The following is a 21133-nucleotide window of genomic DNA, read 5'->3' as shown; positions in this document are numbered from 1 at the left end:
TCACCTTTCCAGCCGCATGGCGGCCCGGTTGCGATGAAGCAACGCCGGTAACAGTGCGGCCAGCGTAAATCCGGCCAGTGGTATGCCAAGTTGCAGCAGGGCCAGCAGCGCGGTTGCCTGCCGGCTGCCTCCGCTGGCAAGAGCGACGCTCTCGGTCGTGACCGTGGCGACCCGTCCGGCACCGATCATCAAGGTCGGCAGATACTGGCCGACGGATACCGCGGCTGCCACGGCAAGCGTTACCAGAACAGGCCGCAGCAACAATGGCAAACGGATCTGCCAGAAGATGCGGGCACGCGACGCGCCGATGGAGGCTGCGGCCTTGGCAAAGCGCGGATCGAGCCGGGCCCAGGGATCGCTCAAGGCCAGGAAAGCGTAGGGCAGGACGAAAACCAGGTGGGCCAGCAAAACAGCGGAGAATGTGCCGCTGAAATCCGCTGACAGGAAAAGCAACTGCAGACCGAACAGAAAGCTGATCTGCGGCAGCAGCAGCGGCAGGAAGACGAGTGTCTTGAGACGGCGCGAAGAGGTCGACTTGCGGTGATCGCGCGCTTCCAGAACCCAAAGTGTCAGGGCTGTTGCAACAAGCGCTGAGGCACAGGCCAGAGCGACTGTCGTACCGAGAAGCCCGAGGCTCATGCCGAGGGTGTCGGTCATTTGCATGACATTCCAGGCCTGCGGCAGAACGGAGGGAAACCACCAAGAGCGGGCAGCAGACCAGATCCCGAGCAGCAGCAGCGAGATGATCATGGCGACGATGATGATTACCATCACCAGAAGTCCGCCATATCTTGCCGCACGCTCGCGCAGGTGACGATGCCCGGTGACGAGACGGCGTCTGGAGGCCGAGGCGACCAGCCGTTCGCCTGCCAGATAGGTGGCCAGAGCAGTCGTGCTGACGGCAAGTTGCAGCAACGCCCCGGCAGATGCCATCAGACGTTTGGTTAGATCCGGGTCGTTCATCCAGCTGACGAGACGCGGGGCGAGCGGAGCCGGTGTCGTCGGCCCAAGGATAGAGGCGACATCAACGACGGATGTGGCATAGGCGACCACTGCCAGCACCGGCAGGCGGATGAGCGGGTAGATCTGCGGCAGAACGATCTTGAAGAAGGTTGCGACACGGCCATAGCCAAGGCTGGCACCTGCCTTGAAATACTCCTGAACGTGAGGGCGGTTTAGCGCGGCGAGCGTCATCAGGAACAGAAAAGGCACTTCCTTGGCGACAAGACCAACCGTCATGGCGATGCCGAACGGATCGTTGAGGATCAGAACGTCGGGTGGCCTGGACCAGCCAGTCGCCCAGGGCGAAACGAGGCGAACCAGAAAGCCCGATGGCGCAATCAGAAAAGCAAGACCGATGGCCGCCGCCGCGTGCGGCACTGAAAGCAGCGGCGACAGAAACCGGGTCAGGCGCCGGAACGCCGCCGTTCCGGACCAGCCTGCCACGAACAGGAGCACGATCGCCAGCGACACGACGGAGGCCGTCAGGCCGGTGGCAATACTGAGCCAAACGGAAGTCAGCAGACCGGGTTGTTGGAACAGGTGCCGGACAGGTTCAAGGGTGAAGCTGTTGTGGCCCAGCGCGGGCAGGTAACCGAAGGCAGGCAGGACCGTGCCCGCCAGGCCGGCAAGAACCGGCCCGGCCAGAAGAACCGACACAAGGATGATCGGAATGGCCGGGACGGCTTTCGGCTGGGTTGCCACGTACTCCGGCTCACTCGGCGCCGTAGCGGGTGGTCCAGGCCTCTTCAAGCGCACTGACCCAGCTCGGATGCGGTTCCGGCAGGACCGGGCCGAGCTGTTCGGGCGTCAAGGTCGCAGGCCCAAGGTCGAGTGTATCGAAGAGAACCTTTTCGGTTTCAGGCAGTCCGGCAACGTTCAGAACCGTCGGGTCGCCCCAGATACCGGGATCCTGCTTGCGAGCCTGTGCCGCGGGTGACAACAGGAAGTTGGCGAAGACCTTGGCGCCTGCCTGGCTGGAACTGTTGAACGGAATTGCAACGAAGTGGGTGTTGCCGATGGTGCCGCCATCCAGAACGAAGGTGCGCACGCTGGGCGGCAGTTCGCCGTTGGCAATTGCGCTCGAGGCATCGGACGGATTGAAGGAAAATGCAATATCCAGTTCTCCGTCGGCAAGCAGCTGGCGCATATGCGCTGCATCCTTCGGGAAAGCACGGCCCTGGCGCCAGAGCGAGCCGTTCAATGCGTCCAGATAGGCAAACAACGGTGCGGTCATTTCTTCGAAGCGGGCTTCATCCACCGGTTTCGTCAGAGCGGCCTTGTCCGGAACCGTGCTGACGAGAACCTGTTTCAGAAAGGTCGTGCCATAGAAATTTGGCGGTTGCGGATAGGCAAAACGGCCCGGGTTCGCCTTGGCGTAGCTCAGCAGCGCATCGAGCGTCGCTGGTGGGGTGTCCAGGCGGGCACTGTCATACATGAACACGAGCTTGGCCATCCCCCACGGGCTTTCCTGGCCATCCGTAGGCACGGTGAAATCCTGGGCGACCGTCGGCTTGTTTTCCACGTCGACGTAATCCCAGTTCGGCAACGTCTGCGCCCATCCAGGTGCTGCCAGCAGGCCCTGTTCCTTCATGGCCGCGAAATTTTCGCCGTTGATCCAGACCAGATCGACCGCGCCGCCAGAGACCTTGCCAACCGATTTTTCGGCAAGCACCTGTGAGACCACAGATGCGGTGTCACTGACCTTCACCTGAAGGACGCGAACGTCAAATTCATTTGCCACTTCCCGGGCAGCCCAGGCGATATAGGCGTTGATGCGCGGCTCGCCGCCCCAGGCGTGGAAATAAACGGTCTCGCCTCTGGCCTCATCCAGCACTGCCTGCCACGCCGGATCATTGGCCGCTTCCTGTGCAGAAGCAGCCACCGGTGCCATCAGTGATCCGATAAGACCAAGCGTTGCGGCAAGCATGCGTTTCATCAGAATTTCCCCTGTTGCGGATCGTGTCCGGTCCTCGTTCCCTCGCGCAAGGCGCATGGCATGGTCAAGACAAGGCTTTGTGAACGATGAGTGTTCGTGTCCGTTCGGTTCCAGCGCAAATCAGACCGGCAAGATATGGGTGTCCTTGATCTCTTCCATGACGGCGTAAGTATGTGTTTCACGCACGCCTGGCAGCGCCAAAACCACATCAGACAGGAAGGCCCGATAGGCTTCCATGTCCTTGACGCGGCTTTTCATGAGGTAGTCGAAGCCGCCTGCCACCATGTGACATTCCATGATGTCGGTCGAACGTTCGACGGCAATCTTGAAGGCGTCGAAAATTTCCGGTGAGGTGCGGTCAAGCCGGATTTCGACGAAGACCAGCAAACCTCGGTCCACCATCTTCGGATTGAGGCTGGCGGAGAAGTGCTCGATGTACCCTTCGCGCACCAGCCGCTTCATGCGTTCGGCGGTCGCGGTTGCCGAAAGATGCACCCGTTCGGCAAGGTCCGTATTGGTAATGCGGCCGTCCTGTTGGAGAACCTTCAGAATCCTCCGGTCTGTTGCATCAAGCATGGCGAATTTCCCTAGAAAAAAGAAATTTGCAGAGGAATACACGGAGATTGGCTTCAAAAACAGCGAAAAGCGGACTTCGATTCAAGATATTTTGGAGGCATCTAGTGACCTGGCCCCGCGGGGCCCCTTTGGGAGGCTCTCATGACCGCAACTGTTGCAGCCATGAAGACAATCAATTCGACCGAACTCGAGCCGTTTCGCCCGGCGTACGCCCCCGATGACAAGACGCTTGTCGAAGCGCTTCTGAAGGAAGCCAACACCGACCCCGTGGTGGAGAAACTGATCGACCAGCGCGCCCGCGATTATATTCAGGACATGCGCTCGGTCCAGGTCGGTCTCGGCGGCGTGGAAGACTTCATGCGCGAATTTGGTCTGACCACCCGTGAAGGTCTGGCCATGATGGTGCTGGCGGAAGCTCTGCTGCGCGTTCCGGACGCAAAGACCGCGGACAAGCTGATCGAAGACAAGCTGGCGGCAGCCCGCTTCGATGATCCCTCAGGCCCGAAATCCGACACCTGGCTTGTCTCCGCCTCTTCCTGGGCGCTGGGCGTCACCTCTCGTCTGCTGCACCCGGGCGACACGCCCCAGTCGATCCTGTCGAGCCTCGTCAAGCGCATGGGCATGCCGACCGTGCGCATGGCGACCCGCAAGGCAATGCGCCTGCTCGGTCATCAGTTCGTTCTCGGAGAAACCATCCAGAAGGCTCTGGAGCGCGCCAGGACCCAGGAAGCGAAGGGCTATCGCTATTCCTATGACATGCTGGGCGAAGGAGCGCGTACCCAGAAGGACGCCGAGCGTTACTTCCAGTCCTATGCCAAGGCAATTGCCGCCATCGGCAAGGCCGCAGGCGACAAGCAACTGCCGGACCGACCGGGCATTTCGGTGAAGCTTTCCGCGCTGCATCCGCGCTATCAGGCCGTCAACGGCGAACGCGTGCGCGACGAACTCCTGCCGAAGCTGCGCGAACTGGCGCAGATGGCCAAGGACCACAACCTCAACTTCACCGTCGATGCGGAAGAAGCCGATCGGCTGGAAATCTCGCTGGATATCATAGCAGCCATGTTGACCGATCCGGTCACCGAGGGCTGGGATGGCTTTGGACTGGCGGTTCAGGCCTATCAGAAACGCGGTATTCACGTGATCGACTGGCTGGTCAACGCAGCCCGCAAGACCAATCGCAAACTGATGGTGCGCCTCGTCAAGGGCGCCTATTGGGATACGGAAATCAAGCACGCCCAGGAAGGCGGTGCGGAAGGCTATCCGGTGTTCTCGCGAAAAGCGGCGACGGATCTGTCCTATCTGTGCTGCGCCAAGCGGATGCTGGCGGCACGGGATGTGCTCTACCCGCAGTTCGCCACCCACAACGCACTGACAGTTGCCCAGATCATCGAACTCTCCGGTGGCAAGGCGGAAGGGTACGAGTTCCAGCGCCTGCACGGCATGGGCGAAAGCCTTTACAAATCCGTTGTCGAACGCGACGGCTTCCCGTGCCGGATCTATGCCCCGGTCGGTGGTCACAAGGACCTCTTGGCCTATCTCGTCCGCCGCCTTCTGGAAAACGGCGCCAACTCCTCCTTCGTCACCATCGTGGGCGATGCCTCCGTGCCGGTTGAAAAGATGCTCAAGCGGCCGAAGGAACTGCTGGATAGCGGTCACCATTCCATCAACCGGTCGATCCCGCTGCCGAAGGACCTTTACGGCGACAGCCGGCAAAATTCCGACGGCGTGGAATTCGGCTGTGCGGCGGAGCGCAATTTGCTGACGTCCGGCATGGCGAAAACCACAGCACCGTTCACCGAGGCCGCCCCGCTTGGAGCGGGGCTGAAACCGTCGGGTGACGCCAATCCGGTGTTTGCCCCGATGGACGGCTCGACCAAGGTCGGCACGGTGCGCTTCGCGGACAGCGAAACGGCCCGCCTTGCTGTCGAAAATGCCCAGAAGGGGTTCGAGAAATGGTCGCGCAGACCGGTTGAAGAGCGGGCGGCTGCCATCGACAAGGTAGGCGATCTGCTGGAGGCCAACCGGGACCGTCTGATGACGATCCTCTCATTGGAAGCCGGCAAGTGCCTGACCGATGGCATTGCCGAAATTCGCGAAGCCGTCGACTTCTGCCGCTACTATGCGGCCGAGGCCAGAAATCTTTTCGGCGAAGGCAAGCTGATGCCGGGGCCGACCGGCGAGGAAAACCGCTACCGCTATCGGGGCCGCGGCGTCTTCGTCTGTATTTCGCCGTGGAACTTCCCGCTGGCGATCTTCCTCGGCCAGATCAGCGCCGCCCTGATGGCGGGCAATGCCGTTGTTGCCAAGCCGGCGGAACAGACACCGCTGATCGCTTTTGAGACCGCCAAGCTGATGTATGAGGCCGGTGTCCCGGAAGATGTCTTCTACCTGCTTCCGGGCGAGGGGGATGTCGGTGCGGCGCTGACGTCCCATCCGGCCGTCGCCGGTGTCGCCTTTACAGGATCGACCGAAACCGCCTGGCTGATCAACGGCACGCTTGCTGCCAAACGTGGACCGATCGTTCCGCTCATTGCCGAAACCGGTGGCATCAACTCGATGATTGTCGATGCCACGGCCCTGCCGGAACAGGTCTGCGACGACGTCATGATGTCCGCTTTCCGCTCCGCCGGTCAGCGCTGCTCCGCACTGCGTCTGCTTTATGTGCAGGCGGATGTCGCCGATCATCTATTGGAGATGCTGGAAGGCGCTGCCAGGGAACTCAGCCTGGGTGACCCCCGGTTGCCATCCACCGATATCGGCCCGGTTATCGACGAGGAAGCACGCGACAACATTCTCTCCCATGTCGATGACATGAAGGAAAGCCAGAAACTGCGCTATGCCGGCAAGACACCGCACGGCAAGCTGGCCAACGGCTCCTGGGTGGCCCCGCACATCATCGAGTTGGACAAGGCCGAGGCCCTGACGCGGGAAGTCTTCGGGCCGGTGCTGCACGTGGTCCGCTACAAGGCGGGCGATCTCGACAAGGTGCTGGACCAGATCGCAGGCACCGGCTACGGCCTGACGCTCGGTGTTCACAGCCGTATCGATGCAACGGTGAAGAAGGTCGTCGACCGGCTGTCCGTCGGCAACGTCTATGTCAACCGCAACACCATCGGCGCGGTTGTCGGCACCCAGCCCTTCGGCGGCTCCGGCCTGTCCGGCACCGGCCCCAAGGCCGGAGGCCCGGCTTACCTCTACCGGTTCGCCCTGGAACAGGTGGTGTCCATCAACACCGCGGCCGCCGGTGGCAACGCAAGCCTGGTGGCGGCTTCGGACGATTGATTAGCCAACTCGTGGTCTGAGAGATGGCTCCCTTACCGCCTCGCGTTTGAAGGGAGCCATTTCCGGAGATTGATATACAAGAGTTCGTTTTACTTATCGGACAATGCCGCTTCGCATTCCGCGAACTTCGTGACCAAGCGGTTCAATGACCTGTCGTGTAGGAGGCCGGGGATATCGCGTGCCAAAAAAAAGGAATATTTATCGACAAGTTGCATAAATGATCCCTGCATTGTTTGGCACGCGCCAAACGCGCGCACCTCGTTCCGGTATTCTTCCGAACGCAAGCTTAACCCAGATGTGATGGCGTATAGCCTATAAAGCTCCCAACTATTTTCCGAGTAAAGACGCCAATAAATCTTTCCCTGAACCTGAACCATTCGTACTGATCCCCTCTTGTTTCCGCTAGAAAGCCAGGGTCGTCCAGATCTTTCATCTCGCGGAGAGTACGCTCCATAACTCGCAGATAAGCCTGAAATACTTTCGCAGGTGTGTCGAGCTCTGCAGATGGTTCTTTGCCGAGCTGATAGCGACAGTCTTCACTTTTGCTCAAGAAATCGAAGTAGGTTTTCTGAACCTGGGTAGGGGAACGAAAACGAACTTCAGGTTGGACGACAATGTCCGAGAAAGTAACTAGGACCGCGACGGCTTTCTGACACTTCCAGAGGTCTTTCAGATGCGACCTTCTCGTAACAGATGAGCTTTCCTGTGGTTGAGTTTCGATACTCTGCAGTGCTGTCTGATACGGAACTTGAATTTCTTCGAGTTCTTCTCTGATCCTCTCCAACTCTGGTTGACGCTCTGTTGGATCTTGCAGTTCGAGAATCTCCATCAAGCGTTCATGAAGTTGCTCAAGTTGCAACATCATTTCGGAAGTGATTCTTTCGGCGTCTTTGTCGCTCAGTGGAGTAGAACTACTGGCGGCGCAGACATGGCTAAAAATAAAAACAAAAAAGAGAAAGATCAGTTTCATCGGATTTCTTTTAAATTTCGTGTTTAAGCCCTTCTTGGAAACGCATATGGCAGGCTCAAGTCAAGAGCTTATCTGAATTCGAATGTGATTTACGGGAGAATCAGCTCCCTCGCGGTTTTGCCCTTCTCGTCGCCTCGGCCTCGGTCGGGTCGTCCGGCCAGGGGTGCCTTGGATATCGGCCCTTCATGTCGGCTTTCACATCCGCCCATGAGCCTTGCCAGAAGCCGGGAAGATCCTTCGTGATCTGGATCGGCCGTTGTGCCGGGGAGAGGAGTTCCAGGATCAGCGGCAATCTGCCTTCGCAGACGCTCGGATGCTCCTTGAGGCCGAAGAGTTCCTGCACGCGAATGGAAAGCGTCGGACCTGCGGCCGCACCATAGTCGATCGGCACCTTGCTGCCTGTCGGCGCGGTGAAGTGCGAGGGGGCAAGGTTGTCCAGCCGTGCAGATGCATCATAGGGCAGGAGCGCCGCAAGCGCGTTGCCCAGCACGGCGGTATCGATTGCGGCAAGGCTCGTGCAGCCGGCGAGATAGGGCTGCAGCCAGGTTTCCAGGGTTTCCGTCAAGGTGCCGTCGGAAAGATCCGGCAGATCCTGCGCGCCGTTCTCCCGGGCATAGGCGACACGTTTCTTCAGCCGTTCCTGTTCCTTGCTCCAGGGCAGGCGGGAGACGCCGCGCCGGCGGATCTCGGCAATCAGGGCCCGTTCGACAGCTGCCGGATCTGCTGACTGGATCTGGACGGACTTCAGTTCAACCGCCTTGTAGCGGGTGACACGCCGCGCCTTCAGCGCACCATCTCCTGTCAACCGGACTTCATCCTGCTCGACGATGTCTGCAGCAAACAGGTCTTCGATATCGGATTTGGAAATTGGCGCGCAGAGCTGGATACGCCCGCTTGCCGCCTTGCCCTGAATATCGGCAACAGTCAGGAAGGCTTGCCGGGAAAGGGTATGTTCCGCCTCCAATTCTGCGCCACGGCCGTTCGCAAGGCGGAAGCGTCCTGTCTGCCCGCGCTGCTGGGCCACCCGGTCAGGATAGGCAAGGGCGAGCAGAAGTCCGGCGCTTTCCGGATCTATCTCCCTGCCTGTTCCGCCTGCCTGCTTCAGCCAGCGCTCGGCAAGTTGGCGGCCGTCTTTTACACGTTGGCTCTTGTCATGGCGCAAAGCCTGCAAACGCGCACGCAGGTCGGGATCCCGGCCGCTAAGACCCGGTTCGGACAGCACCAGCGCGATCATCGCGGCGGTAAAGCCGAGATCGCGGGCAACACCTTCGATCACCATGTGAGCCAGGCGTGGATGCAGCGGGAGCTTCGCCAGTGCCTTGCCGTCATTGGTCAGACGTCCGTGGTCATCCAGAGCGTGCAGATCCTGAAGCAGAGCCTTTGCTTCGCGCCAGGTCGCAAGTGGGGGCTGGTCGGCAAAAGCGAGGGCTGCCGGATCGAGCGTCCCCCAGGCCGCCAGGTCCAGCACCAGGCCGGTGAGATCCGCTTCCAGGATTTCCGGAGCCTCTGCCTGTGGCAGGGCCACGGTCTGGGCTTCGTCCCAGAGCCTGTAGCAGACACCGGGCTCGGTACGTCCGGCGCGGCCCCTCCGCTGATCAGCGGAAGCGCGAGAGACGCGCACGGTTTCCAGCCGGGTCAGTCCGGTCTGTGGTTCATATTTCGGCACCCGCGCCAGACCGCTGTCGACAACGACACGCACACCTTCGATCGTCAGCGAGGTTTGGGCGATGGCACTGGCCAGCACGATCTTGCGGAGGCCGGCATCTGCCGGCCGGATGGCTGCGTCCTGGGCCTTGGCGTCCAGTCCGCCGTAAAGCGGCGCGACCTGGCAATTGGCGGGAAGCTTTCCGTCCAGCATCTCGGCGGTGCGGCGGATTTCGCCCTGGCCTGGCAGAAACACCAGCATGGAACCTGTTTCTTCAGAAAGAGCCTGCCGGATGGCCCGCACCGTCTGCGGTTCGATGCGCTCGTTCGGCGTTCGCCCCATGTAACGTGTTTCGACCGGGTAGCTGCGCCCCGTGCTTTCGATGACGGGCGCGTCGCCAAGCAGGGCTGAAATTCCTGCAGCATCGAGCGTTGCGGACATCGGCAGCAGACGCAGGTCGTCGCGCAGTGCAGCCTGCACATCCAGCGCCAGCGCCAGCCCGAGATCGCCGTCAAGCGAGCGTTCGTGAAATTCGTCAAAGAGAATGGCGGCAATGCCCGTCAGTTCCGGATCGTCCAGGATCAGTCGGGTGAAAACACCTTCCGTGATGACCTCTATTCGAGTGCGTGAACTGACTTTCGTTTCCATGCGCACACGGTAGCCGACGGTCTCGCCGGGCTTTTCGCCAAGTTCGGCTGCCATCCGGCGCGCAGCGGCACGGGCAGCAAGACGCCTCGGTTCCAGTACCAGGATCTTGCCGTCGCCGCGCCAGGTCGCGTTCAAAAGAGCCAGCGGCACGCGGGTCGTCTTGCCTGCGCCCGGTTCGGCAACAAGAACCGCGTTCAGCCCTGTATCAAGCGTTGCCAGAAGCTCCGGCAGGACACCGTCGATCGGCAGGGGTGCCGCGAAGGCTGGGGCAGAGGACATGACAGGCCCGGGTCAGCTCGCGCCCGATGCGGCGCCTGCGGTCCATTGCCGTCCTTGCATGTCGACGGCAAAGGCTTCCGGCGCGCGTGCGAAGGAGGCAAGGCCTTCCAGGGCCGGATCGGGGTGCCGGACGATGAAGGTCGGTATCTTGGCCATCAGGGCCTCGTGGGGCGCCTTGGCCTCAAAGGCGGCGCGGAAGCCGCCGTCCGTGAGGAAGCGTGTGATCCGCGACGTGACACCGCCAGTCAGATAGACGCCGCCCCGTGCCAGAACCGCGAGGGCAAAATCGCCGGCCACACGGCCAAGGGCCCTGGCAAAGACCTCCAGCGTCTTCACCGCCACCGGATCGTTTTCCTCTGCAGCCGTGGTGATGCTTGCCGCCGTTTTGAAGTCGCGGTCCGCGCCCATATAGGCGGCAACGCCCCGGGCAAGGCGGGGCAGGCCTGTGCCGCTAAGGATCTGTTCGGCGCCAAGCCGTCCACCGACGAGTTCGATATGCGGCCAGATGGCAACGTCTTCCGGGGTTACCGGCCCGAGTTCCACATGGCCACCTTCGCCCGGAACGGGAACCCAGGTCTGGGCGGCATAGATCATTGCAGCGGCGCCGAGGCCCGTGCCCGGACCGAGGACGAATTTGGCGCTCTCTTCGCGGATCGTGCCGGAGCCGACCTGTTCGATATCGCTGCCGCTATATCCTGGCAAGGCCAGGGCCTGCGCTTCGAAATCGTTGAGCACGATGACTTCGTCCAGACCGAGGTCGGCGATCATCTTCAGCGGCTCGATCACCCAGGCCGCGTTGGTGAGGGGGATCCTGTCACCGGTGACGGGACCGGCAACCGCGATGATTGCCGTACGTGGTTTCGGATCGGTTTCCGGCAGCACCACTTCGCGGATCGCGGAAGAAATGTCGGGATGATCCGCGGTCGCCGTCTTGCCGCACATGCGGGTGGGCGCCTCAGCGTCGTCAACCAGAGCGAAACGGGCGTTGGTGCCGCCGATATCGGCAACCAGAACCGGATAGGCAAAGGATTTGGTGTTCTTGGAAAAACTCATGAGGACAGGGAGCCAACTTCAGGTGTCGCGGATGTGGTCTTGAGGCCCTGCAGGCGGGCGGAGCGCAGCAGGATATCCGCGGTCGACGGATTGAGCGCCATCGGCATGTCATAGACCACTGCAAGGCGCATCAGGGCTTTCACATCAACATCATGCGGCATGGGCGACAACGGATCGACGAAGAAGAACAGGCCCTGGAGCTTGCCTTCGGCAATCATCGCGCCGATCTGCTGGTCGCCGCCCAGCGGGCCGCTTTTCAGCCTTGTGACCTTGAGATCCGGACAGGCTTCCAGAATGCGGCCGCCCGTGGTGCCTGTGCTGACAAGTTCGAAAACCGCGAGTTTGTCCTGGTGCCGTCTGGCGAACTCGACCATGGCGTCTTTTTTGGCGTCATGCGCGACAAGCGCAAGAGTGGGCGTGGCAGGCATCAGCGGTCCTCTGGGGTCTATGCAATCCGGATCGATTGAATAGCCGAAAGCTGATCGAAACCAAAGTCCCGGGAGACCAGTTCGTACCCGGAGGGAACCGGACGAAAAGGCACCCTGGCAGGAAGCGACAGCGGCGGGGAAGTGTTTAGCCGTTCAAAGCGCTTTAGGCAAAGGAAGATGAACGGGCGGGTGCAGAACCTGTTCCCCTTGGGCAGATCATTGGCAGGGAGCAAAAGAAAATGCCGCGTCCCGGCCCGGAACGCGGCAGGCAATAAGGAGAATGGAGACGTGGCGATCAGTCGAACAGATTACAACGGATCGGTTCGCGGCCGGCAACGTGCTGGAAGTAGGGATCGGGTTCCGGCAGATGCAGCCCGGCGATCTCCATCACCAGCTTCATGCGGATCGCGTCTGCAAAGCCTTCCTGACTGCGAACGGGGATGGCGAAGGAGCCCGGGCCGCCGATCACACAATCCTCGTAATAGTGGTCGAGGTTGAGCATCGCCTGCCAGGTGTTCTTGTTCGACTTCATCATCAGAGGCAAGCCGTTGATGGTCACGCCAGATGCAACCATGCGATCACGCATGGCAGTCACGGAGCCGCCCTGGTTGTTCGGGCCGTCACCGGAAATGTCGATTACGCGGCGCAGGCCTTCATACTGGTTGTTCTGAACCAGAAAGACCGACTTTTCGAGCGCCGAGGCGATGGAGGTGCGCTGGACCTGCCGAAGCGGGGCCTCGGCAATCTTGGAAGCGAAGTGTGCTGCCGAGCTTGCATCCTGGATCACCGTCCAGTCGGCGACGATGAAATGCTCATCGACCCCGCCCCATTCCATGTAGGTCACGGCAACGCGGCCGATCGGACCGACCTGAATGGCGTCAAGAAATTCCCTGGAGGTGAGAGCGGCGACATACCCGGCGCGCTGCACTTCCTGTTCTTCTGTATCCATGGATTGGGAGATGTCGACGGCCAGGACAAGTTCGACGTCCACTTCGTTGGCCGGATCATAGCTGTATTGTGAAGAAGCCATCAGAGCCGGACGGTAGTCTCGGGCTGCGGCTGGGGCGGCGAAAAGAAGTGCCGCACAAATAAGTGACAGTAAACTTGTAACCGTCGGTGCACAGTCTGTTTTGGTTATGTCGAGACGCATGGTTTTTCTCCTTATTTCAGCCTTGCGGCTGGGTGGCCACGTCTCCCCTGTTTATTTTGTCGTTGAATTCCTTATCTTTCCGTTTCTCGTGATTCCTAACAAGGCATTGGCTGAATGCCTTGGATGAGCTTGGAAATTTACTTAGCAAGCTACATGCCAAACGTAGCGTAATATTCCTTGGCTGGCAAAAGTAATGTGCACGGAGTGCATGTTCTATCCACAGGCGCGGGATATCTGTCGGATTTGCTAGGCAAATTTTTCATCCGTGGATCCGCATTGCGCCTTACGTATGGGTAAGGTGGTGATTTCTTGAGTTTTTTCAATCCGCCTTGCCGGTCACATTTTTGCGCGAAACTGTGAGAAACTCGGGCGAGAAAACATGGTTGAGACCTAAAACAGGCGACGTTTCAGCAGCTTCGCAAGCGCCTGACATGCGCGTTCCGATTAGCTGTTTTTCGGTTTGAAAGACGCGGGTTTTCGAAGTGGGGGACAAATCCACCGGCAATTATTGCCGGGCAACTAGGCAAATTTTGCCGGGCTGTTTTTGAAAATCGGCAGCTTTGGGCAGAATTTGCCGCCGTTCAGAAGTGGTACTCGGTGCTGATTGCTGCCCAGAAATGCAGCAATCAGCCAGAAAATTGGCAGTTTTTTTAGTTGACGGCAAAGGCAAGGCTGGTCATGATCTGAAGAAATTCTCACTTGGTGAAGAATTTTTCGGACGGCCTTCGCGGCCCCGGAAACCAAAAGCTCCGAAGAGAGCAGGGCATAGCCGGACCGTTGCGGTCAACCGCTTCGCATGGCTGGACAGGCGGGTGTTTCATCTTACCGGATGCAATTCCATTAAGCCGGGCGTTTTGAGAGTGGTTGAGTATCCTGCCCGCCGAAAGGCGTGCGCAAGGGCTCTGGAGGGGAAGGTTTCGACGCGGAATGCAGACACGCGACGACGACTGGACATCATATATGGCCATCCGGGCGGCCTGGCTGTCCTTTGTTGGCGGCCGTACCCAGGGTGAAATCGCCTCACAGCTCGGCGTTTCGCCCGCCAAGGTGCATCGCCTGATCGCTCATGCGCAGAAAGCCGGTTTCGTCAAATTCCAGGTCGATGGTCGCCCGATGGAATGCCTCCAGCTTGAAAAGGAGCTTACGGAGCATTTTGGCCTGACGAACTGCATTATTGCTCCCGATCTTGGTGGCGGCGACGACGACAGCGCCCTCAGGGCCGTCGCCGTTTCCGCGGCACAGTTCCTGTCCGGGATGCTTGGTGGGTCCAATGTCACGCGTCTGGGTGTTGGCATGGGACGCACGCTGACCGCGGCTGTCGAAGCGTTGCCGAAAGTGGCGCGAACCGATCTCGAAATCATGTCGATCTGCGGATCGCTGACGCGCACGCTTGCTGCCAACCCCTACGACATCGTCCAGAAGATGCAGGAACGCACAGGCGGCATCGGCTATTATCTGCCGGTTCCCTATTTTGCCGAAAACCAGGACGAGAAGGCGATGTTCCTGACCCAGCGCAGCGTGCAGGACCTGATGGACCGCGCGCGCCAGTCGGATGCCTTTCTCATCGGCATCGGCTCTGTCGAGAACGAGGGCCATCTTGTCCAGCGCGGCATGATTTCCAAAAAAGAACAGGAAGATTTGCTGTCGGGCGGCGCCGTCTGTGATTTGATGGGACGCTTTCTGACGATCGAGGGAAAATTGGCCCCGGATCCGCTCGGCGATTGTGCCGTGGGTCTGCATTTCGACGAAGTGCGCGGGCGCCGCGTGATTGCGCTGGTAGGTGGGGAGAGCAAGGTGGATGCCACGCTCGCGGCCCTGCGTACCGGTGTCATTACCGACCTTGTGGCAGACGAGACCCTTGCGAGGGCTCTGACGGCACGGGCCGGATTGCAGCTGGCACAGTCCGCATGATGCGGCTGGGTCACGAGGGGAAACGGGCCGGCCAAAAGGCAGGCCCCCGCATGTCGGAGGACATATAAGTGAAAAAGCTTCTTACCATCGGCACCGCGCTTGCCGGCCTGGCCTTTACCGCCGTGGGCGCATTGGCAGCCGATATCAAGCCGGCAGTGCTTTACGATCTGGGCGGCCGTTTCGACAAGTCGTTCAACGAAGGCGCATACAACGGTGCTGAAAAGTTCAAGGAAGACACCGGCGTCGAATACCGCGATTTCGAAATCCAGAACGACAGCCAGCGCGAGCAGGCCCTGCGCAACTTTGCCAAGCGCGGCATGAACCCGATCGTCGCTATCGGCTTCTCCCAGGCCAACGCCGTGGAAAAGGTTGCCAAGGAATTCCCGGATACGCAGTTCGCAATCGTTGACATGGTCGTCGACCTGCCGAACGTGCGCTCCATCCTGTTCAAGGAGCAGGAAGGCTCCTACATCGTCGGCATGCTGGCTGCGATGGCGTCCGATACCGGCAAGGTCGGCTTTGTCGGCGGCATGGATATTCCGCTGATCCGCAAGTTCGCCTGTGGTTACAAGCAGGGCGTGATGGCTGCAAACCCGAAGGCGGAAGTCTTCGAGAACATGACCGGCACCACCGGCGCGGCCTGGAACGACCCGGTCAAGGGTGGCGAACTCGCCAAGTCCCAGTTCGACCGTGGCGCTGACGTTGTCTATCACGCTGCCGGCGGCACCGGCATCGGTGTTTTGCAGGCCGCTGCTGACGCCGGCAAGCTCGGCATCGGCGTCGACAGCAACCAGAACAACCTGCATCCGGGTTCCGTCCTGACCTCCATGCTGAAGCGCGTCGACATTGCCGTCTACCAGGCGTTCGAAGATGCAGCCAACGACAGCTGGTCCTCCGGCTTCGAAGTCCTCGGCCTCAAGGAAGGTGGCGTCGACTGGGCGCTGGACGACAACAACGCCGAACTCGTCAACGACGAGATGAAAGCAAAGGTCGAAGAAGCGACCCAGAAGATCATCTCCGGCGAGATCGAAGTTCACGACTACATGGCCGATCAGTCCTGCCCGATGTAAGGCAGTCGTTTTGGACCTCCGCGCGATACCGTGCGGAGGTCCACCTGTATTTCTAGCGTGCCCAACCCGTTTTTTCGGAGGACAGGATGCTCCGTCTCACATCAGGCGTCATTGCTGCGGCCTGCGCTGTCTTCATGACAACAACCGCAACTCTGGCCGAACCGGCCATCGTTTATTCCGTCGGCGGCAAGTTCGACGGGTCTTTCAACGAAAGCGCCTTTGCCGGCGTGAAACGGTTTCAGGACCAGGGCGGCGACGTCAGGGAATTCGAGTTGGAGCGTGATGCGCAAAGCCTGCAGGCACTGCGGAACTTTGCCAGCCGGGGCGCGTCCCCCGTTGTCGCAATCGGTTTCAACCAGGCAAACGCGCTTGGCCAGGTGGCTCCCAATTTTCCCAAGACGGATTTTGCCATCGTCGACATGGTGGTCGATCAGCCGAACGTGCGCTCCTATGTCTTCAAGGAACATGAGGGTGCCTATATCGGCGGTCTGCTGGCCGGCATGGCCACCAAGAGCGGCACCATCGGTTTTGTCGGCGGCATGGATATCCCGATCATCCAGCGGTTTCTGTGCGGCTACAAGCAGGGCGGCCAGGCTGCAAGGGCGGATATCAGGGTTCTGTCCAACATGACGGGCGATACGCCGGCCGCGTTCGCGGATCCTGTTCGGGGCGGTGAACTGGCCATCGGCCAGATCAATCAGGGCGCCGATGTGATCATTCAGGCAGCGGGCGGAACCGGCATTGGTGTGCTGCAGGCAGCTGCCGACAAGGGGGTGCTCGGCATGGGTACCGACAGCAACCAGAACGGCCTGCACCCGGGCAAGGTCCTGACGTCCATCCGCAAGCGCGTGGACAACGCTGTCTTCGACAGCTTTCAGGCTGCCAGGGACGGCACCTTCGAACCCGGCATCAAGGTGCTGGGCGTCGCGGACGGCGGCATGGACTGGGTGCTGGACGAAAACAACAAGGACCTGATCACGCCGGACATGAAAGCGGCGGCGGATGCCGCCGTTGCGGCCATCTCCGACGGCAGCGTCAAGGTTCATGACGTCGTAACCGACGGAGCATGTCCTTTCTGATCGGGACACCGCGAGGCAGCGGCGAGGGGCAATAACAATGACAAAGAAGAACAGTCAGGCCTGGGGGAACGCATGAGCGATACGCCGGCAATCGAACTGCGCAAGATCAACAAGCGCTTTGGCCCGGTTCACGCCAACAAGGACATCGACCTTGTGGTGAAGAAAGGCTCCATCCACGGTATCATCGGAGAGAACGGGGCGGGCAAGTCGACGCTCATGTCCATTCTCTACGGTTTCTATCAGGCCGATGACGGCGACATCCTGGTGGACGGCAGGAAGGTCACAATTTCGGACTCGAAAGCCGCCATCGGCATGGGCATCGGCATGGTGCATCAGCATTTCATGCTGGTCGACAATTTCTCGGTCCTGGAAAACGTGGTTCTGGGCGCCGAGGACAGCGCGCTCCTGTCCGGCGGCATCAATCGCGCCAAGACAGAACTCAAGCGGCTGGAAGAAGAATACGAACTGCGGGTCGATCCGGACGCCCTGATCCAGGATCTGCCGGTCGGTCTGCAGCAGCGGGTGGAGATCCTGAAGGCGCTCTACCGCAGCGCGGAGGTTCTGATCCTTGACGAGCCGACCGGTGTTCTGACGCCGGCCGAAGCCGATCACCTGTTCAAGATCCTCGAAGTTCTGAAGAACGAAGGCAAGACGGTTCTCCTGATCACGCACAAGCTGCGCGAGATCATGGCGGCGACCGATACTGTTTCCGTCATGCGCCGCGGCGAGATGGTGGCGACGCGCGAAACCGCGAAGACCTCGATGGAAGAACTCGCCGAGCTTATGGTCGGCCGCAGCGTGCTGCTGCGTGTCGACAAGAAACCGGCGCAACCCAAGGCTCCGGTGATGGAGGTCGAGAACCTCACGGTGACCGACAGCCGCGGCGTGCAGGTGGTCAAGGACGTTTCCTTCAATGTGCGTGCGGGAGAGATTGTCGGCATCGCCGGTGTCTCCGGCAACGGCCAGTCGGAACTGCTGGAAACGCTCGCGGGCATTCGCCGCGCCACCAGAGGTACGCTGAAAATCAACGGCGAGACGATCGATCTGGGAACGAGCACGCTCGACGCCGCCGACATGCGCGCCAAGAACATGGGCCACGTGCCGGAAGACCGGCACCGGATGGGCCTGATCAATTCCTTCTCCGAATACGAGAATTCCATCCTCGGCTACCACCGCGACCCGGCCTACTCCCGGGGCCTTCTGATGGATCTTGCCGCCATCAAGAAAAACGCTGTGGCCGAAATCGAGAAATACGACATCCGCCCGCCGAACCCGATGCTGAAGACGGCCAATTTCTCGGGCGGCAACCAGCAGAAGATCGTGCTGGCGCGCGAGATCGAGCGCGATCCGGAAGTGCTCCTGGTCGGTCAGCCGACGCGCGGCGTCGATATCGGCGCCATCGAGTTCATCCACCGCCGGATCGTGGAAATGCGCGATGCCGGCAAGGGCATTTTGCTCGTGTCGGTGGAACTCGACGAAATCCGGGCCCTGTCCGACCGGGTGCTGGTGATGTTCGACGGCAAGATCGTCGGTGAACGCGGCGGCGATGCGGAAGAAGGCGAACTTGGCCTGCTGATGGCCGGTGTGGAAGATAACAACAAGATGGCTGTTGAAGGAGGCGCCCGATGAGTGCCGGTCAGCTCCCGCGCTGGGTCGATTACGGCCTGATCCCGTTCCTGAACCTGGCCGCCGCCTTCCTGGTGTCCGGCCTCGTCGTTGTCCTGATCGGGGAAAACCCGCTGGACGCGGTGCAGCTCCTGGTCTGGGGCTCCATTGGCTATGGCGAGGGCATCGGCTTCACGCTGTTCTATGCCACCAACTTCATCTTCACAGGCCTGGCTGTGGCCGTTGCCTTTCATGCCGGGTTGTTCAACATCGGTGGTGAGGGCCAGGCCTATATCGGTGGTCTCGGGGTCGCCATAGCCTGTCTGGCGCTGGATCACATCGTGCCGTGGTACATCACCTTGCCGTTTGCCATCATAGGCTCGGCGCTGATGGGGGCCGCCTGGGCGTTCATTCCGGCCTGGCTTCAGGCCACCCGCGGCAGCCACGTGGTGATCACCACCATCATGTTCAACTTCATCGCCTCGTCGCTGATGGTCTATCTGCTCAACAACGCGTTGAAGAAGCCAGGGTCGATGCAGCCGGAAACACGAACCTTCGAGGATGGTGGCCGTCTGCCGTTCCTGAACGACATATTTTCGTCCTTCGGCTTCGGCTATGCGCCGGTCAACCTGTCGCTCTTCGTGGCGCTGGCGGCTTGTGTTCTGGTCTGGGTCCTGATCTGGCGCACCAAGCTCGGTTTCGAGATCCGGTCTTTCGGTGCCAACGCCACAGCCGCGGTCTATGCCGGCATCTCGCCGGTGCGCACCATCGTCATCACCATGCTCATATCCGGTGGTCTTGCAGGCATGATGGCGATCAACGAGATCATGGGGTCACAGCACCGGCTGCTGATCGATTTCGTGACCGGTTACGGCTTCGTCGGTATCGCGGTTGCCCTCATGGGGCGGGCGCATCCGGTCGGCATCGTTCTGGCGTCGATCCTGTTCGGCATGCTCTACCAGGGCGGCGCGGAACTTTCGTTCGAAATGCCCAACATCACGCGAGACATGATCATCGTCATCCAGGGCCTTGTGATCCTGTTTGCCGGTGCACTTGAGCACATGTTCCGCCCGGCCATCATCAAGCTGTTCACGCCCTCCCGGGCTCTTGCCGCGAAGGAGGCGTGATCATGTTCGAGATCGTGATCCTGACACTTGATTCCACAGTCCGCCTGTCGACACCGCTTCTGCTGGCCTGTCTGGCAGGGCTTTACTCGGAACGCTCCGGCGTGGTCGATATCGGCCTGGAAGGAAAGATGCTCGGCGCAGCCTTTGGGGCGGGTGCGGTAGCCTACATGACCGGAAACGCCTGGATCGGCCTTCTGGCGGGCATGGCGGTTTCGATCGGCCTGGCGCTGATCCACGGCTTTGCCTCCATTACCAACCGCGGCAACCAGATCGTTTCCGGCGTTGCCATCAACTTCCTGGCAGCAGGCCTGACCGCGCTGCTCGGGCAGACATGGTTCCGCCAGGGCGGTCGTACGCCCTCACTGCCGGAAGGCGGAAGATTTCGGGACATCGTCTGGCCCTACGCGGAAGAACTGCGGGATGTTCCGATCATTGGCGGCATCTACAGCGAACTGCTGTCAGGCCACAACATCCTGGTCTACGCCGCTTTCGTGGCCGTGCCGCTGACCTGGTGGGTGCTGTTCCGCACCCGTTTCGGGCTGCGCCTGCGTGCGGTGGGGGAAAACCCGGCGGCCGTTGACACGGCCGGCATCTCTGTCACCTGGCTGCGCTACCGGGCGGTCATCGCCTGCGGTGCCCTGTGCGGTGTTGCCGGAGCATATCTTTCCATCGCCCAGTCCTCCGGCTTCATCAAGGACATGACGGCGGGCAAGGGCTTCATCGCGCTGGCGGCCCTGATTTTCGCCAAGTGGAAACCGGCCAACGCCATGTTGGCCTGCCTGTTGTTCGGCTTCCTCGATGCTGTCGCCATCCGGATGCAGGGTCAGAAATTACCCGGTATCGGTGAAATTCCGGTGCAGTTCTTCCAGGCACTGCCCTATATTCTGACCGTGATCCTGCTTGCAGGTTTCATCGGCAAGGCAATCCCGCCGAAGGCGGCTGGCATTCCGTATCTCAAGGAGCGTTCATGAGCGATCTGGACGCGTTGTTCGAAGCCGCAAAAGCGGTTCGTGAAAACGCATATGCACCCTATTCGAACTTCCTGGTCGGCGCGGCCTTGCGTGCACCGGACGGCACTGTTTTCATCGGCTGCAATGTGGAGAACGCTTCCTACCCGGTGAGCGTTTGTGCAGAAGGTGGGGCGGTCAGTGCCATGATTGCCGCCGGTTACCGCGAAATTGCGGAAGCCGTTGTCATTGGCGATGCGGCCCTGTGCACACCGTGCGGCATGTGCCGCCAGCGTCTGAAGGAATTCGGCACGGACGATCTGGTCGTCCATGTCGCTGATCTCGACGGTATCCGGCGCAGCTTCACGATGGATGAGCTGCTGCCTGCCGCCTTCGAACTGGAATACACGTCAAAATAAGAAGGA

The 21133-nt window shown here is 60.5% G+C and carries 16 protein-coding genes; 8 read left to right on the top strand and 8 right to left on the bottom strand.

What is annotated here, in order from left to right; all coding sequences use genetic code 11:
- The 3 genes from FIV03_RS02355 to FIV03_RS02345 form a co-directional block, all read right to left on the bottom strand.
- Nucleotides 1–1704 carry an ABC transporter permease subunit gene (locus tag FIV03_RS02355; RefSeq protein WP_152508537.1) on the bottom strand — a complete coding sequence of 568 codons (1704 nt, stop codon included), beginning with the start codon at nt 1702–1704 and terminating at the stop codon, nt 1–3.
- A 10-nt stretch (nt 1705–1714) separates the two neighbouring features.
- On the bottom strand, nt 1715–2938 hold the full coding sequence (locus FIV03_RS02350) for an ABC transporter substrate-binding protein (protein WP_152508536.1): 1224 nt from the start codon (nt 2936–2938) through the stop codon (nt 1715–1717).
- A 120-nt stretch (nt 2939–3058) separates the two neighbouring features.
- Nucleotides 3059–3514, bottom strand: a complete 456-nt coding sequence (locus tag FIV03_RS02345) for a winged helix-turn-helix transcriptional regulator (protein ID WP_022999714.1) — start codon at nt 3512–3514, stop codon at nt 3059–3061.
- Between the two features lie 141 nt (nt 3515–3655).
- Between FIV03_RS02345 and putA the strand changes: the two genes are divergently transcribed.
- Nucleotides 3656–6796, top strand: a complete 3141-nt coding sequence (gene putA / locus FIV03_RS02340; RefSeq protein WP_152508535.1) for a bifunctional proline dehydrogenase/L-glutamate gamma-semialdehyde dehydrogenase PutA — start codon at nt 3656–3658, stop codon at nt 6794–6796.
- A gap of 286 nt (nt 6797–7082) precedes the next feature.
- Here putA and FIV03_RS02335 read toward each other — a convergent pair whose 3' ends face one another.
- The 5 genes from FIV03_RS02335 to FIV03_RS02315 all read right to left on the bottom strand — a co-directional run bounded on the left by FIV03_RS02335 (nt 7083) and on the right by FIV03_RS02315 (nt 12849).
- On the bottom strand, nt 7083–7766 hold the full coding sequence (locus FIV03_RS02335; protein ID WP_152508534.1) for a hypothetical protein: 684 nt from the start codon (nt 7764–7766) through the stop codon (nt 7083–7085).
- Nucleotides 7767–7866: 100 nt separating this feature from the next.
- Nucleotides 7867–10338, bottom strand: coding sequence for an ATP-dependent helicase HrpB (gene hrpB, locus FIV03_RS02330; protein ID WP_152508533.1), 2472 nt, complete (start codon nt 10336–10338; stop codon nt 7867–7869).
- 12 nt (nt 10339–10350) lie between these two features.
- Nucleotides 10351–11391, bottom strand: coding sequence for an ROK family protein (locus FIV03_RS02325; protein WP_152508532.1), 1041 nt, complete (start codon nt 11389–11391; stop codon nt 10351–10353).
- Nucleotides 11388–11819 (bottom strand): methylglyoxal synthase, encoded by a 432-nt coding sequence (locus FIV03_RS02320; RefSeq protein ID WP_022999719.1) that lies wholly within the window; start codon nt 11817–11819, stop codon nt 11388–11390. Before FIV03_RS02320 ends, FIV03_RS02325 begins: the two co-directional genes overlap by 4 nt.
- Nucleotides 11820–12114: 295 nt before the next feature.
- Nucleotides 12115–12849 (bottom strand): DUF1194 domain-containing protein, encoded by a 735-nt coding sequence (locus tag FIV03_RS02315; RefSeq protein WP_152508531.1) that lies wholly within the window; start codon nt 12847–12849, stop codon nt 12115–12117.
- A 1047-nt stretch (nt 12850–13896) separates the two neighbouring features.
- Here FIV03_RS02315 and FIV03_RS02310 point away from each other — a divergent pair.
- From FIV03_RS02310 to cdd, 7 genes are all read left to right on the top strand, one after another.
- Entirely contained in the window at nt 13897–14880 is a 984-nt protein-coding gene (locus FIV03_RS02310) for a sugar-binding transcriptional regulator (RefSeq protein ID WP_022999723.1), read from the top strand.
- Between the two features lie 68 nt (nt 14881–14948).
- On the top strand, nt 14949–15950 hold the full coding sequence (locus tag FIV03_RS02305) for a BMP family ABC transporter substrate-binding protein (protein ID WP_152508530.1): 1002 nt from the start codon (nt 14949–14951) through the stop codon (nt 15948–15950).
- Nucleotides 15951–16036: 86 nt separating this feature from the next.
- Complete coding sequence (locus tag FIV03_RS02300) at nt 16037–17029, top strand: BMP family ABC transporter substrate-binding protein (protein ID WP_152508529.1); 993 nt, start codon at nt 16037–16039, stop codon at nt 17027–17029.
- 72 nt (nt 17030–17101) lie between these two features.
- A complete protein-coding gene (locus tag FIV03_RS02295) occupies nt 17102–18658 on the top strand; it encodes an ABC transporter ATP-binding protein (protein WP_152508528.1) in 1557 nt (518 codons plus the stop codon).
- Entirely contained in the window at nt 18655–19761 is a 1107-nt protein-coding gene (locus FIV03_RS02290; RefSeq protein ID WP_152508527.1) for an ABC transporter permease, read from the top strand. Before FIV03_RS02295 ends, FIV03_RS02290 begins: the two co-directional genes overlap by 4 nt.
- Before the next feature lie 2 nt (nt 19762–19763).
- Nucleotides 19764–20732 (top strand): ABC transporter permease, encoded by a 969-nt coding sequence (locus FIV03_RS02285; RefSeq protein ID WP_031268896.1) that lies wholly within the window; start codon nt 19764–19766, stop codon nt 20730–20732.
- Nucleotides 20729–21127, top strand: coding sequence for a cytidine deaminase (cdd, locus tag FIV03_RS02280; RefSeq protein ID WP_022999729.1), 399 nt, complete (start codon nt 20729–20731; stop codon nt 21125–21127). The genes FIV03_RS02285 and cdd overlap by 4 nt, the downstream gene beginning before the upstream one ends.
- The last annotated feature ends 6 nt before the right edge of the window (nt 21128–21133 follow it).

The sequence above is a fragment of the Labrenzia sp. THAF187b genome (genome assembly GCF_009363375.1).
GTDB classification, from domain to species: Bacteria; Pseudomonadota; Alphaproteobacteria; order Rhizobiales; family Stappiaceae; genus Roseibium; species Roseibium algicola.
The sequence above is the reverse complement of the archived record's forward strand: the minus strand, read 5'-3'. Positions and strand labels throughout refer to the sequence as shown.